10 protein-coding genes are annotated in these 15,676 nt (G+C 63.2%); 7 read left to right on the top strand and 3 right to left on the bottom strand.

All coding sequences use genetic code 11. The annotated features are described in order from the left end of the window. Positions 1 to 10: 10 nt before the first annotated feature. The 3 genes from ccoO to AC522E_RS07215 all read right to left on the bottom strand — a co-directional run bounded on the left by ccoO (position 11) and on the right by AC522E_RS07215 (position 3,807). Entirely contained in the window at positions 11 to 775 is a 765-nt protein-coding gene (ccoO, locus tag AC522E_RS07205; RefSeq protein ID WP_500749725.1) for a cytochrome-c oxidase, cbb3-type subunit II, read from the bottom strand. A 4-nt stretch (positions 776 to 779) separates the two neighbouring features. After that, a complete protein-coding gene (gene ccoN / locus AC522E_RS07210; RefSeq protein WP_500749726.1) occupies positions 780 to 2,432 on the bottom strand; it encodes a cytochrome-c oxidase, cbb3-type subunit I in 1,653 nt (550 codons plus the stop codon). A gap of 667 nt (positions 2,433 to 3,099) precedes the next feature. Beyond that, positions 3,100 to 3,807, bottom strand: a complete 708-nt coding sequence (locus tag AC522E_RS07215; RefSeq protein WP_500749727.1) for an SDR family oxidoreductase — start codon at positions 3,805 to 3,807, stop codon at positions 3,100 to 3,102. On the opposite strand from AC522E_RS07215, the gene AC522E_RS07220 reads away from it, so the two are divergent. The 7 genes from AC522E_RS07220 (at position 3,806) to AC522E_RS07250 (ending at position 15,676) form a co-directional block, all read left to right on the top strand. After that, the gene (locus AC522E_RS07220) at positions 3,806 to 5,563 is read left to right on the top strand and encodes an adenylate/guanylate cyclase domain-containing protein (RefSeq protein WP_500749729.1); all 1,758 of its coding nucleotides are present in this window, start codon (positions 3,806 to 3,808) and stop codon (positions 5,561 to 5,563) included. The two genes, AC522E_RS07215 and AC522E_RS07220, sit on opposite strands and share 2 nt — an antisense overlap. 635 nt (positions 5,564 to 6,198) lie before the next feature. Further along, positions 6,199 to 7,239, top strand: coding sequence for an alpha/beta hydrolase family protein (locus tag AC522E_RS07225; protein WP_500749730.1), 1,041 nt, complete (start codon positions 6,199 to 6,201; stop codon positions 7,237 to 7,239). Positions 7,240 to 7,278: 39 nt separating this feature from the next. Then, on the top strand, positions 7,279 to 7,464 hold the full coding sequence (locus AC522E_RS07230) for a hypothetical protein (RefSeq protein ID WP_500749731.1): 186 nt from the start codon (positions 7,279 to 7,281) through the stop codon (positions 7,462 to 7,464). Positions 7,465 to 7,953: 489 nt separating this feature from the next. After that, positions 7,954 to 9,120, top strand: a complete 1,167-nt coding sequence (gene wecB, locus AC522E_RS07235) for a non-hydrolyzing UDP-N-acetylglucosamine 2-epimerase (RefSeq protein WP_500749732.1) — start codon at positions 7,954 to 7,956, stop codon at positions 9,118 to 9,120. 19 nt (positions 9,121 to 9,139) lie between these two features. Beyond that, positions 9,140 to 11,353, top strand: coding sequence for a hypothetical protein (locus AC522E_RS07240; protein WP_500749733.1), 2,214 nt, complete (start codon positions 9,140 to 9,142; stop codon positions 11,351 to 11,353). A gap of 12 nt (positions 11,354 to 11,365) precedes the next feature. Next, on the top strand, positions 11,366 to 13,477 hold the full coding sequence (locus AC522E_RS07245) for a glycosyl transferase family protein (protein WP_500749734.1): 2,112 nt from the start codon (positions 11,366 to 11,368) through the stop codon (positions 13,475 to 13,477). A gap of 54 nt (positions 13,478 to 13,531) precedes the next feature. Further along, complete coding sequence (locus AC522E_RS07250) at positions 13,532 to 15,676, top strand: NfrA family protein (protein ID WP_500749735.1); 2,145 nt, start codon at positions 13,532 to 13,534, stop codon at positions 15,674 to 15,676.

A 15,676-nucleotide genomic window follows, 5' to 3' on the forward strand; every position in this document is an offset into this window, starting at 1 on the left:
CTGCCCGTCGTCAATTGGTGGGGTTGTTGGTGGGGTTCGGCGCCTGTTCCGGCGCGGCCGTACTGGAATAGGCCGCACTGGTCAGCCGTCCAAGCACCTGAAGATAGGCGACCAGCGCGTCCATTTCGGTGAGCTGGGTGACCACGCCGTCGAAGCCGCTGACCTGGGTCTTTTCGCCATAGCGTTGGGTCACCCCCGCCGCGAACGGGCTGTCGGGCGCCGCCTGCCCGAAGGCGTCGGCGGTGGCGTTGGCGATCATCTCGTCCGTGTAGGGCACGCCAAGCGCCCGCTGCGCCCGCAGGTGCTGCCCGAGATCATCCGTTTCCAGGGCGGTGCGAGCGAGCCAGCTGTAGGCCGGCATGTTGGACTCTGGCACCACGCTACGCGGATTGGTCAGGTGCGCGACGTGCCAGAAGTCGGAGTACTTGCCGCCGATTCGGGCCAGGTCGGGTCCGGTGCGTTTCGAGCCCCACAGCATCGGGTGATCATACTTGGACTCGACCGCGAGCGAGTACGGGCCGTAGCGCTCGACCTCGTCGCGCAGGGTGCGGATCATCTGGCTGTGGCAGGCGTAGCAGCCCTCTCGGATGTAGATGTTGCGCCCAGCCAGCTCCAGCGGGGTGTAGACGCGCAGGTCCGGCGCCTCCTCGACCGTCCCGTGGATGGTGAAGAGCGGCGCGATCTCGACGATGCCACCAACGCTGGCGGCGGCGATGATCGCGACGACGAAGCCGATGGCGGTGCGTTCGATCCTGCGGTGAAACAGTTCAGCCATGATGTCACTCCGCCGGGGTGGCCGCGGCGCCGGGGGCAAGTCCGGTGTCCGGCATGTCCGCCTGCCTCACGGCCATGGGCACTGCGCGCACTGTCATCCAGATGTTGAAGGCGGCGACCATGGCACCGAGCAGGAACAGCAGGCCGCCAAAGGCCCGGGCGATGTAGTACGGATACATGGCGACGAGCGAGTCGAGGAAGGAATAGGCGAGCGCCCCGTCCTGCGTGTAGGTGCGCCACATCAGGCCCTGGAGGATGCCAGAGTTCCACATCGCGAATACGTAGATGAGCGTCCCGGTGACCGCCAGCCAGAAGTGGACCTCCACCAGCACCGGCGAATACATGCGCTCACGCTTCCAAAGCGAGGGAACCAGGGTGTAGATCGAGCCGAAGGTGATGAACGCAACCCAGCCCAGCGCACCCGCATGGACGTGGCCGACAGTCCAGTCAGTGTAGTGGGAGAGCGCGTTGACCGGGCGGATTGCCAAGAACGAACCCTCGAACGTCGACAGCCCATAGAAAACCACCGCCACGAAGATGAAGCGCAGCGTCGCGTCCTCCCTGACCTTCTGCCAGGCCCCGTTGAGGGTGAGCAGCGCATTGCCGGCCGAGGCCCAGGAGGGGACAAGCAGCATCACCGAGAACGTCATGCCGAGGTTCTGCACCCAATGTGGCAGCGCCGTGTAGTGGAGGTGATGCGACCCGGCCCACATGTAGAAGAAGGTGATGCCCCAAAAGCTGAGGATCGAGAGCCGGTAGGAGAAGATCGGGCGCCGCGCCCGGACCGGCAGGTAGTAATAGAGCATCGCCAGGAAGCCGGCCGTGAGGAAGAAGGCGACGGCGTTGTGGCCGTACCACCACTGCACCATGGAATCCTGCACGCCGGCCCAGATGGTGTAGCTCTTGGCGTGGCCGAATGACACCGGGAGGGCGAGGTTGTTGACGATGTGGAGGATCGCCACCACCACAATGAACGCCATGTAATACCAGTTAGCGACGTAGATGTGCGGCTCCTTCCGCCGGGCGATGGTGCGAAGGAAGAGCACGAAGTAGGTGACCCAGACGACCACCAGCCACAGATCGGCATACCATTCCGCCTCCGCGTACTCCTTCGACTGGGTCACGCCCATGAGGTAGCCGGTGACGGCGAGGAGGCAGAACAGGTTGAAGCCGAGCAGCACGAACCACGGGCTGACCTGGCCCGCCAGGCGGGCGCGGGAGGTGCGCTGCACGACGTGGAAGGAGGTGGCGATCAGGGCGTTGCCGCCAAAGCCGAAAATCACGCCGGTCGTGTGGGTGGGCCGCAGCCTCCCGAACCCCGACCAGGCGGCATCGAAGGCGAGGTTCGGCCACGCCAGCTGGGCCGCAGTCCACACGCCCATGAACATGCCGAACATTGCCCAGACGAGCGTCAGGGCGATGCCGGCCTTGATCGGGTCGTCATAGTATTGGGAGAGGCGGTTCTGGTCGGGCTCGGGCTCGTAGTACGACCGCATGACGAGAGCGGCGAGGCCGGCGCCGAAGAGAAGCACGATGAGGCCGTGCACGCCGAGTGGATCGGAGCCGCCGGCCGCAGCCATGGCAATGCCCGCAACGAAGAGGCAAAGAAGGATAACCAGGGCGTTCTGGCGTTCGCCGGTGGTTAGCTGCTGAACCATGCCGATCCCTCTCTGTGCGCCCCTGGCCACCAGGCAAGAGGCCGGGGCGGAGCTGGTCCGAACCCGTTGTCTTGCATCTATTAACTGGCAGCATCGGGCGGTACGTCAACCTCCTGCTAGGCTACGGCTGCTTGGTGTCCGGACACCCTAGGGGATGACCCGCCAGGGCCGGGGCCAGGGCGCCCGCAATGGCGGCGAAGATCGTTGATGCCAGCGTGGGATGTCCGGACCGCGGCCAGGTGCGGAGCGCCGCAGCCATCAGCGGGCGCGAGCCAGGTGCTCGTCTTGCACCCGCCTTTGCGTTCCTTCGCGCATCGACCGCACGTGGTACTGCGCCCCTGTCTCGTCGGGCGGCAGAGGAAGTGTCACCTCCGACACGTCGGAGGAGAACTGCCGCACACGGAGGGGACCTTCGCCACTTGCACAGGGAGGCCAGACGATCGAGCAGGCAGCGGAGGTTATCATCTGGCTGCCGGCGCTGGAGGAAGTTGGGCCAACTGCCTGCTTCCTCATCGATGAAGGGCGGGCGAGGTGGTGAGGGTAACAAACCCGGAAGTTGGGTCGCCTCGACGCATCTCCGTGGGGCGAAGGTGAGACCAGCGCACGGGGCACGGTGAATGTGGCATCGCTTCCCGAGAAGTGGAAGCAATGCCACGGCTTGTCCTGTTCAGATGACCTGTCCGCCGGAGACCTCGGTCCTCTGGGCATTGATCCAGCGGTTGTCTTCCCTCAGCAGGCTGGCGATCATCGGTCCGATATCATCTGGGACACCCACACGGCCCAGCGTGGTCATGTCGGCAAAGGTCTTGTTGACGTCCGGCATGTCGCGAACGGCTCCGCCCAGGAAGTCCGTCTCAATCGCGCCGGGAGCGACAGTATTTACAGCAATGCCGCGCTTGCCCAACTCCTTGGCCATGTACACGCCCAGAACCTCGACCGCGCCTTTCACTGCTGCATAGGCCGAGAAGCCGGGAAACGAGATGCGGGTCAGGCCCGAGGACAGGTTCACGATCCGGCCGCCCTCCGCGATGAGTGGCAGGAGGGCCTGAGTGAGGAAGAACACGCCCTTGAAGTGCACGTTCACCAGCCGGTCGAACTGTGCCTCCGTGCTGTCTTCGAGTGCGGCCATCTCGCCATGGCCTGCGTTGTTGACGAGATGATCGAAGCTGTCGCGCTGCCATGTCTCGCGAAGCACGGACCGACCGCTTCGCGGATCCTGTTCCTGTTGACGGCGCTCTCTCGTGAAGCGTCGCCACATGGCCGTTTCAGTGCTATCATCAACCAGCACGGTCGCGGTGTCGGGCAGCCGGATGGTGCATGTCGCGTCAATCGCTTGGGCTTCATCCGGCGGATCTCCTGAGGGAGAGACAGCCATGGCGACTGCAAGAGCGGAGCGGCGGCTGGCCGCGATCCTGGCCGCTGATGTCGTCGGCTATTCCCGCCTCGTGGAAGATGACGAGGCTGGGACATTGTCGGCCCTGAAGGTTCTGCGCCGGGAGGTGGTCGACCCACTGCTGGCTGAGCATCAGGGTCGCATTGTCAAGCTGATGGGCGACGGTGCGCTCGTGGCGTTCGGCTCGGTCGTCGATGCCGTTGCGTGCGCGGTCGCCATCCAGAAGGCCGTTGCCGAGAACCAGTCCGATATCCCAACGGAGCGACGCATCATCTTCCGGATCGGCGTCAATCTCGGTGATGTGATCCATGAGGTTGATGGGGACCTCTACGGCGATGGCGTCAACATCGCGGCCCGCCTCCAGACCTTGGCAGATCCAGGCGGCGTTTGCATTTCCGGTACGGCGTACGATCACCTCCAGGGCAAGCTCGATTGCGACTACGAGTATTTGGGCGAACGCGAGCTCAAGAACATGGAGCGGCCGGTGCGACTGTACCGCACCCTTCCGAAAGGGATGGCCGCACGAACCGTACCGCCCAGGCTCGCACTGCCGGACCGACCATCCATTGCCGTGCTGCCGTTCAACGCCATGAGCGCCGACCCGGAGCAGGACCTCTTCAGCGATGGTCTCACCGAGGACATCACCACCGCACTGTCGAAGCTCAAGGGCTTCTTCGTGATCGCCCGCAACACGATGTTCACCTACAAGGGAAAGCCCGTGGATGTGCGCGCCGTCGGTCGCGAGCTCGGGATCCGCTATGTTCTCGAGGGGAGTGTCCGCAAGTCCGGCAACCGTGTCAGGGTGACCGCGCAGCTCATCGATGCGGCCTCCGAAGCCCATCTCTGGGCCGAGCGGTACGACGGCGACCTCGGCGACATCTTCGTCATTCAGGACGAAATCACCGCAAGCGTCGTCGGCCGCATCGGGCCGGAACTCCTGGCGGCAGAGCATGCCCGCGAAAGCCGCAAGCCGCATCATGGCCTCGATGCCTGGGAATGTGTCGTGCGGGCCGTGTTCCTGTGTTCCCAGTTGTCTGAGGAGAGTAGCCGGAAGATGCTCCCCCTGCTCGAACGGGCAATCGGATTAGCTCCCGACTATGCCCAGGCCCTCGCCATGAAAGGTTGGATTACGATGTGGCGCGCGTTCCAGGGGTGGGAGGACATGGGATGCGCCCTGGCACTTGCCAGGGATGTCGTCCAACAGGCCATTGCCGCAGACGACAAGGAACCGTGGGCTTACCTAGCGCAGGCTATGACGGCTTATGCGACGCGTGACGATGCCCTGGCGATGGCAGCGGTCAGCCAGGGTGTCGCGATCAACCCCAACTCAGCGTTTGCACATGGGCAGTTGGGACTTGCGCATGCCAACGGAGGCCGCGCGGCGGAGGCCATTCCTTGCATTGACTATGCCCTCAGACTGAGCCCGCGCGAGGCTTTCCTCGGCGACTTTCAGTTCTACTACGCCAAGGCTTACTTCCAGGGTGCGAATTATGAGCTTGGATTGAGCTATGCGCGGGAGGCGCATCGCTTGCGGTCCGGCCACGCATATCCGCTGGTGATTGGCGCGGCCTGTGCTGGACTTCTGGGCGACCACGAGGCCGCCACGGACTTGCTCGGGCGGCTCAAGTCGCTCGTCCCTGACATCTCACGGGACGCGGTCGGAGCAGCGGATGCTTTCGTCCGCGCCGAGGATCGGGCGCGCCTGATCGAGGGACTTGCCCGTGCCGGACTGGATTGACGAGTTGGATTGACCTCGAGAACCGATCGCTTACCGTTGGAGGGCGTTCCCGGCAGCATGTCTCGACGACTTTCGGAATTGTGCAGCGGGGAAGCCCCACTCGCGGTCTCCCCGACAAAGCTGCCAAAACGAAGGTCGCTTCAGCTATCGCTGAAATGCTCCCTGTGAGGGGCTCATTGCGAGTAACGGCGTCCAGACGCTGGAAGGCGTGGCTCAGATCTGGTGGTGCTTGTTACCGAATGCCAGACCGATGCAGCGGCGATCCAGTCACACGGAGCGGTCCGTTCCATTGCGGCATTCCGCGCAATGAACTTGTGAACCAGGACCGTCCGGTTCTGGCACAAGGCGGACAGTTCCCATCCAAGATCTTCCGGCATGTGATCCGGCTACTTTTCGGCTTACCCTCAGCTGCCGCGACGAGGAGGGACTCGCGGCCGGATGTTGGCTTGGCATGTCCTGTGAGACCATCCGCAGATGGATGCCCGGACTCGGTTCAACCGTCGTCCGCGGCGTCCGGCAACTGTGGTGCGCTCGATACGGCATTCGGTAGCAAAAGCCACCAGACACAACTGAACTTATCCGGTAGCATCCCGCTCCATTCCTGGAGCGGGGCGATCCAAGGAAGGGAGAGGGCGGTGTCGCAATACCGAATCTGGACCGCAGCGTTCCTGTTCCACGCGATCATCGGAGCGGCTGCTGCTGCACCCGAGCACGGGGTCGGAGTCCGCTCCATGGCGGCATCCGCACCAGTTCGGGGCGAATCTATGGAGCTGACCGTCTGGTACCCGACGGACGCGGAGGGCTCTGCCGAGACAACCGGGAGGAGCAAGGTCTTCAAGGGAACACCAGCGCTTCGAAATGCACCGGTCGCCAAGGGTCAATACCCTGTCATCGTGCTGGCCCACGGCGGCCTCCGGGCTGCTCCGTACCACGAGGGCTGGATTGCATCCTCCCTGGCGGCTCGCGGCTACATCGTCGGCGTGCCGCGGCCGCCAGCCCTCGGCCCGAAGGACGCCAGGAAAGCCGTCCAGGAACTCTGGCTGCGCCCCGCCGACCTCTCGGCGGCGCTCGCGGCCCTGGAGAGTGACTCGGTCCTCTCCAACCGGATCATGCCGGGTAAAGCGGCTGCCGTAGGCTTCTTCCTCGGCGGCACGTCCGTTTTGGCCCTTGCCGGGGCTCGCCTCGACCCGAACAGTTATGGCCGCTCATGCGATCGGCCCGAGGCAGGGGTGGACTGCGCCTGGTTCGCAAGTGTCGGTGTCGACCTGAAGAGGGTTGATGCCGAAAACCTCGGTCGGTCCCACCGGGATGAGCGGATCAAGGCCGTCATCGCAGTCGATCCTGAACTGAGCACCAGCTTTGCTCCCGAGAGCCTGGCGGGGATCAGGATCCCAGTTGATGTCATCAATCTCGGGTCTCCAGGCACGATAGCCCCTGCCGTCGAGGCGTCCGGGCTCAAGGCACGTATCCCTGGCTCCCGCTACGGCGCCATCTCTGACGCGACGAGCTTCAGCGCGTTCAATCCATGTACGCAGGATGGGCCTGCCCTGCTGCGGGAAGAGGGGGACGACGATGCGATCTGCGGTGACGGCAAGCGGCCCCGCGAGGAGATTCACCGAGAGATCGCAGGGAAAATCGCGGATGCTCTGCATCGGAGCCTGTCGGCACCGCTATGACGCAGTGGGGCGATTCTGATGCCGCGCGCCCGGGGAGCAATGAATGTGAAGAGTGTCGCCAAGAGCCTCATCGTGCTGGACCTCCTGGCCTTCGCCGCAACGGTTGGCGCCGCCTGCTCCGTTGGCAATCGCTCCGCTACTGAGTTGCTCGATGTCGCGACCTACGTGGGTCTTGGAATTGGAGCGGTCGGGGCAATGATGTTCGTAGGCTCGACCTCCGGCTAGGCGCCCTGTTCGATTTATCGCAGTCGAAACACCGGTTCCTGCGAATCAACAGGACTTAGCCAGCGAATAACCGAGTGGAAAGCAGTTTCTTGCCGAAGGTGATATTGAACGAGATTGCCAAGCCAGGAGCACGTTAAACTGTCCAGTAGTGTTGCGCATAAAATTTGTGCTTCACAATTTACAAAGCAAAAATTAAGTATTTCATAGTTACTGTTAATGTATACTGCAATAAATATCGTATCGTTCACAATTTTATTATCGGATTTGAGCATTTTTATCTAAATATAATTCCCTATGCCTATAATTACCTAAGGTAAATTTAATTATAAGCATATTTATATTGTCGACTTTACTTCGATTGGCGTTAATGATAGCTCGGCTACCTTAGGTCGCCCATCTCCCCGAAAACCATCGGCTTGCGCCGGTGCATACAACCTGCAGCCGTCTTCGCTGCCGAGCGGGACTGCACGAGTCCACGAGATCCCTCGCATGAAAGTTCTGTCCATATTCGGAACGCGCCCCGAGGCGATCAAGATGGCCCCGCTCATCAAAGCGCTCGAGGCCGAGCCGGATCTCGAGTCGGTGGTCTGCGTAACGGGTCAGCACCGGGCGATGCTCGATCAGGTTCTCGGTCTTTTTGACATTCGCCCGGACCATGATCTCGACGTCATGGTTCCGAACCAGACTCTGAACGGATTATCGGCCCGCGTGCTGGGGACGCTCGATGACCTGTTGATGGAGATACGGCCGGATCGGGTATTGGTTCATGGTGATACGACGACAGCCATGGCTGCGTCCCTGGCCGCCTTCCACCGACGGATTCCGGTTGGACATGTCGAGGCGGGACTGCGCACGTATGACATCAACCAACCATGGCCGGAGGAACTGAACCGACGCATTGTCGACGTCGCCAGCGATCTGCTCTTCGCGCCGACGGCACGGGCACGGGACAACCTCAATGGCGAGAGGCTTGAAGGACGCATTGTCGTGACCGGCAATACGGTCATCGATGCCCTGCGCCTGACCGTCGATCGGCTCGACCGTGACACGGATTTGCAGGCGGATCTCGACGCCCGGTTCGGCCAGCTTCGGAAGGATAGGAAGCTCATTCTCGTGACCGGTCACAGGCGGGAAAACTTCGGCGCCGGGTTCGCCAATATCTGCTCCGCATTGTCCACATTGTCCCTTAGGACCGATCTTGAGATCGTCTATCCGATCCACCTGAATCCGAATGTCCGCGGTCCAGTACGCGAAGCGTTGGCCGACAGGCCGAACGTCCATCTCATCGAGCCCCAGGATTATGTTCCGTTCGTTCATCTCATGCAGCGGGCTCACGTGATCCTGACGGATTCGGGCGGCGTGCAGGAGGAGGCTCCCTCCCTTGGAAAGCCTGTTCTCGTTATGCGCGACGTGACCGAAAGGCCCGAGGCTGTTGCCGCCGGGGCCGTGCGGCTCGTGGGGACCGATCCGGAGCGCATCGTCAGCGGGGTCACGGCGCTTCTCGACGAGAAAGCTGCTCTGTCGACCTTCGCCCCACACCGGAATCCCTATGGCGACGGACATGCAGCAGCACGCATCGTTGCGGCTCTGACAGGGAAATCCTTCGAGGAATTTTCTCCGAAAACTCCAGATTCCTCGGCACTTGCTGCCGAATGAACGCCGGAACACACCTCCCATGATGAATTTTCGCCCATACCGCGCCCCACGGGCCTTCAAAGCCTTTGTAACGGCGGCCGTTCTTACGCTCGCCGGCAGACCCGATGCGGTTGCCGCCAGCGAGGTTGCGGATGCCATCACCCAGCTCACGTCGGACAGGATGATCACACGTGAGCTCAGCCTGAAGGATCTCGGGATCCGCGAGCCGATTGTCCTGAATTCGTCCGATGCCCGCCGCGAGATCTTCCTGCCGGTTCCCCCGGGTGTTCCGATCGTCGACGCAAGCCTGCAACTCGATGCGCATTATCTGCGCGGGGAGGGGGGGCGGACGGCCTTCGTCCTGTCGTTCGATGGCTATCCTGTTTCGTCCCGTTCCTTCACGCAGCCGGAAGGAAGCGCTGATCTCGTGATCGGCGTGGATGGCTCGCCCCGTGCCACCGGCTTCCTCCGCGTGGGGGCTGCCTGGTCGTCCATCGTGTCGGAGCGTGCCTGCGCCAGCGAGCGCACCAGCGGCAACATTCTCAGGATTGCTCCAACGACCCGGCTGCACTACCGCTACGATGGCAGGGCCGTTCACGATCTCGCCGCAGCCTGGGCGGCGCTTCCCCCGTCCGTCACCGTAGCCGTTGCGGGCCAGGCCATGGCCAAGGACACCTATGACGCCGCATGGCGGATCGGCGTCGCCCTGGAGAGGGCCGGCAAGCGCGCCATCGTGAAGGCCCTGCCGTCTCCCGGCGACAAGGTCGATCTGACCGGTGTCGTTGTTCCCGAAGCCTTGCGCTCCATTCCGGCGTTCAGAAACCTCGTCGGAGCGGAGAGTCTGACGATCTCGGATCCCGCCGAGGTCGGTGCGCTCCTGCTTCTCGGCGCTTCCTCCGTTCAGGCGCAGGTGGCCATTGCCGACCAGGAGTTCAGGTCCAAGGTGGATGCCGCGCTCGCGGCGCTCGACCGCCAAATCGAAGCCGCTGCGCCGGATGCCAGAGCGGTTCTGTCCAAATGGCGATCGGATGCAATGAGCGTCGCGAATATGCCTCTTGAGGCTGGTGCGGTGCGCCTCATGCACTTGGCCGGACAGCCTCTGATGGCGGTTGCGCCCGATGCCGGCGCCAAGGCTGCCGGTCTGTTCGACGAACTGTGGCGCCGGCTTGCGGTGTCCAGGTCGGTCGTGATCCGCAGCGTCAACGACAATTCCGGCGATATCTCGGCCGTCTCTCTGGCCCGGCTCGGAGGCACGGCCACGAGCTTCGATGTGCTGGAGCGGGGGGATTGGTCCGCCACCTTCGACCTGGGCGCCCTGGCCTCCGACGGACGTGTGCCGTCCCGTCTCGAACTCGATGTCTCCGCCGCCCCGGGCGCGACGACGACGCGTCCCGTCGCGTCGGTCTTCATCAATGACATGCTGCTCGGCGCCAAGCGCCTGGATGCCAACGGGCAGCCGGAGCATATCGGGGTGGAGGTGCCGTCCTATGTGCTCAAGCCGCAGAACGTGCTGCGCGTGTCGTTCCAGCGGCAATCGGCGGGCGAGCCCTGCCGGGAAACGCCGCAGGCCTATCCCGTCGCGATCCTGCCGACGAGCCGCCTCCTGTTGGAGCAGGCGCCGCCAGCCGACGATTTCGCTGGCGTGATACCCCGTCTGGCCGGACCCGCCGCATTGATCGTCCCCGACGCCTGGCTGACCAGGGCCCCCGGAACGCTGGCAATCGCAGTTCGACTTGCCAATGCAGCGGGGTTGTCTCCCGTGCGGGCCTCGTTCACGACAAGCTCTGCCCCCGTAAAGCCCGATCGGCCGTTCCTGGCTCTCGATGTGCGGCTCGAGGGAACCACAGAGAAGGTCAAGGTGGAGGGCGACCGCCTCATCATTGCCGGCCGGGACAGCAGCAATCTGCTCGATGTCACGGGTCTCGACGGCCTTGGAGCGGTCAGCGTCGTCAGAGCACAGGAGCAGCCCGGACTGGTCTACGGCACGGTCGGTAATCGCCCGCCGGCATTCGGGACCCCCTTTTCCCTGACCGAGGGCGATATCGCCGTGCTCGGGCCCGAGGGCGTCCTGGCCCAGATCGATACCCGCGACCCGTTCGGCAACCGGCTGGCGCGCAATGACCGCAAGACCTGGCTTCAGGAACTGTGGGGCAAGGTCGCGTGGGGAGGCTCAGCGGCAGCGTCGGGACTCCTCCTGCTGATCGTCCTCCGAGCTCGGCAGGTGCGGCGGCGCCGCTCCGGTGGCGGTCACTGATCGCCCGCCGCCATGCTGACCTATGGGCCATATCTTATCGCCGACTATTACGCCGCGCTGGAGAAGGTCGCGGCAGGTGTGGCCATTTTCATCTTGATCTCCAGCCTCGACGATCTCTTCATCGATGCCTGGTACTGGATACGGGAGGCGTATCGGACGCTGGTCGTCAATCGCCGATACATGCCTCTGACCCCGGAGCAGCTGCGGGAGAGGGATGAGCAGCCTCTCGCCATCATGATCCCGGCATGGCTCGAGTATGACGTCATTGCGCCCATGCTCGAGAACATGGTGACGGTCCTCGATTACCGGCAATATGCCATTTTCGTTGGCACTTACGTGAACGATGCCGCCACCATCGCCGAGGTGGAGCGGATGAAGCGGCGCTACAAGCAGCTCGTGCGTGTCGAGGTTCCCCATGAGGGCCCGACCTGCAAGGCGGATTGTCTCAACTGGGTGATCCAGGCCATCCACCTTCACGAGCAGCAGCACGATATCCAGTTCGCCGGTGTCATTCTCCACGACAGCGAGGACGTGCTGCATCCGCTGGAACTCAAGTTCTTCAACTACCTGTTGCCGCGGGTCGACCTCATACAGCTGCCCGTGACGTCGCTCGAGCGCGACTGGTACGAACTCGTCGCCGGCGTCTACATGGATGAGTTTGCCGAATGGCATGCGAAGGACCTCATCGTCCGCGAAAGCATGACCAGCGTCGTGCCGTCCGCAGGGGTCGGCACCTGCTTTTCGCGGCGCGCCCTGTCGGCACTCATCGAAACGACCAGCAACCAGCCTTTCAATACGGACAGTCTGACGGAAGACTACGATATCGGGATCAGACTTGCCCGCCTCGGCATGAAGTCCATCATGGCGCGGTTCCCGGTTCAGTTCCAGGTTAAGCGAAGCACCTGGTTCGGCTATGGGCGTCCCAGGGAACTCACCCTGACGATGCCGCTCTGCGTCCGCGAATTCTTTCCCGACACGTTTCGAGCGTCCTATCGTCAGAAGGCGCGCTGGACCCTCGGAATCGGACTGCAGGGCTGGTCGCAGATCGGGTGGCGCGGATCGCTTGCCCACAAGTATTTGCTAATCCGGGATCGCAAGGGGATCCTGACGAGCCTCGTCACGATCTTGGCCTACGGGCTGCTCGCGCAGTTCATCCTGTTCCAGGCCGCTGCCAGTGCAGGATGGTGGACGGCTCAGTATCCGTCGATCTTTGCGACCGAGGAGTGGCTCGGTACCGTCATCTGGCTGAATGTGGTGGCCTATGCATTACGCCTCGCGCAGCGCGTCTATTTCGTGACACGTCTGTTCGGCTGGGTGCATGGCGTGATGTCCATCCCGCGGCTCGTCGTCGGCAACGTCGTGAACTTCATGGCGACGATCCGGGCGTGGAAGATCTTTCTCTCGCATCACCTCCTCGGCACCCGCATCGTTTGGGACAAGACAATGCACGATTTCCCGAATGCCGAGGCATTGGTCCGTGACCGGCAAAGGCTTGGCGAACTTCTCGTGGCTTGGCAGGCCGTGGACGAGAAAACCTTGCAGAGCGCCCTGACGGAGCAGGCGCAGCGGAGCGTTCCTTTGGGACGCATCCTGGTTTCCCGTGGGGATCTCGATGAAGAGACGCTGGCAGAGGCAATCGCCTTCCAGGCAGACCTGTCGCGCATTCATCTTGATGCGGACCTCGTGCAGGCGAGCTTCGGTCTGCTGCCAATCGACCTGTGTGTGCGGGAGAGGCTGCTGCCGGTAAGGAGCGGGAAGGGGCTGCCCGTGCTGATCGCCGCCGCAAAGCCCATTGGAACGGAGACTCTCAAGGAACTGCGCTCCCTCCTGGGCTATGAGCCGGAACAGCGGATCGCGCGGGAAAGTGAGATCGCCGCGGGTCTGCGTTTGCTCCGCGGTTCTTCTTATTCTTTCCAGGACAATGGCATGCCCCTTCTGGGAGATATTCTCCTGGAGAGAGGTTTGGTCGATCCCGAGGCGCTTGCAGCTACCCTCAGATTGTATCGTCCCGACCAGCACGGACGCATCGGCGATTTCCTGGTGAAGCAGGGGATCGTCACGCGCGGCGCGATCCACGAGGCCGTGGGCGTGCAGCAGCAGATCTTGTCACTTGCAGAGGCCTAGACCACAGCCTATGCCACGGCAGATTTCACAGTTTCCCGCGCCCAGCCAGAGGACATGATGCCCGACAAGATCCGATTCTGTCGTCATATGATGTTCTCCCTGATCGGAGCGGCCGGATTGCTCGCGATGGCGGGAGGAGCATGGGCTCAGGATGCCGGAGAGCTGCCGCTGACCGGGCCAGCCTATGAGATCGCGAGCCAGGCCTATGAAGCTTTCGAGCGCAGGGATTACGCAACAGCCATCGCACGGTCGCGGGAGGCGATCCGTCAGCGCCCCGATGTCAGCAGGCTAAAGCGCCTGCTCATTGAGGCACTGATCGCTTCGGGTGCTCCAGAGGAAGCCGACAAAACAGCCTCTGAATTCATCGAAGCGGGCATCCAGGATCCTGAACTGGTTCGACAGCGAGACCGTGCGCGAGAGCAGATTGCCCGGCGATCCGCTCCAACGACAGCCGGATCGGAAGTGCCGCCTCAAGGGGCCGCTGCCACCCCGCATGCCGAGAAGCCCGGTACGGCCGATGCGCAAGCTGTAAAGCCTCTGGATCACCCCCATTCCTTGCAGGCGCAGCAGACTGCCGATCCGGCTTTCCAAGCGGCCGACAGCGCCTATAAGGCCTATGCGCACAAGGACTACGCGACAGCTATCGCGCAGGCTCGCAAAGCCCTGATGCTGAAGCCGGGCAGCCGGGATTACCGGCTTCTTCTGATCAATGCCCTTTCGGCCGGCCAACGGACGCAGGAGGCGGACAGGATCGCGACTGCCGCCCTGGCGGAATTCCGGGGCGATGGCGAAATCCTCGCTCAACGCGGCTACGTCCGCGTCGCACTTCGCCGATACGCCGCCGCTGCGGACGATTTCGCTGCCGCCCTGCGAAGCCGTCAATCGCCCGTGCGGGATCGACGGGCTCTCCTGCTCGCGCTGTCCGATGCGGCACTGGTGGCGAAGCAGCCACAGCGCGCCCTCGATGCCCTCGAGCGGCTGAAAGGAGAGGGTAGCTATGCGGTCACGGCCCGCCGAGGCTTCGCCCTTCTCGCCCTCGACCGGCGTGAGGAGGCTCTCCAGGCCTTTCAGCGTGCCGCCGCCTCCGAGGCGACCCGTCAAGAAAAGGCAACGGCGACGAGCGCCGAGATCAGGCTTCTGGCCGATCTGGGCCACAAGGACGAAGCGCGTCGACGCTTTGCCGAGGCCCAGGACGTCTTGACATCTCTTTCGAGCCTCGATCTTGCGTATCTGGCCAACCGCGTCGGGGACGATCAGAGCGCAGGACGGAATTTCGAGCGCGCCCAGGCCGCCGGCCAGCTCAAGGGCGCAGGCTACCTGGATGCAGCCTATACGGCAAAACGGCTGTCCATGAACGATCGGGCGACGGATCTCTTCAAGGCCGGCATCGATGCGGCCGAGAGCGGGCAGCTGGCGCTTGAGCCGCAGCAGCTTTTCGGCCTTCGCCGCGAGGTTGCCGAGTTGGAGCGCAGTTGGGGTGCCTATGCCAGCCTGACCTATGGCGCCGTCGGCGTGGCGCCAGGCATCCCGTCCGCACCGACGCCTCCGGGCGGAAACGTGCTGCAGGCCGGAACGGAAATCTACTGGCGCCCGCCCGGAATCGGTTATCGCAACGGAGCGCTTGTCGAGGTCTTCGGACGCGTTTTCGAAACCCTGAGCGATGAAACCCACGGTCCGACCGGAATCTCGACCGCGCAGGGCTATGTCGGTGCACGGTGGAAGCCGTTCAGCACCATGAACCTCGTGCTGGAGGCGAGCCGGCTATTTCCCATCGGCAAAATTGCCCGCACCGATAGCCTTCTCCGCGTTGCCTATTCGGACGGTTACGGAACGGATCTGCGGGTCGATGTTCCGGACTGGTGGACATGGCAGGTTTACGGAGATCTCGGATACTACGTCGAAGAGAAGCAGACGGTCGGTACCTTCGAGGCGCGTGCCGGGCGCAGCTTCCGGCTCGACGGCATCAGCAACAGACTCGTCCTGACCCCGTTTCTGGCGATCGGCGGCGGATACGACAGCTCGCTCGCGACCCCCGAGGCCGTGGGCGCCGGCGCCGGGCTCAACCTCCGCTACTGGTTCCGCGAAACACGGTATACCGCGCCGATGTCTTCGCTCGACATCAATGTCCAATATCGCGCGAGGCTGGGTGGAGATGACCGCGCGCAGGGTGTTTTCGCCGGTATCACCCTGTCCTATTGA

Source organism: Microvirga sp. BF8, assembly GCF_059888585.1.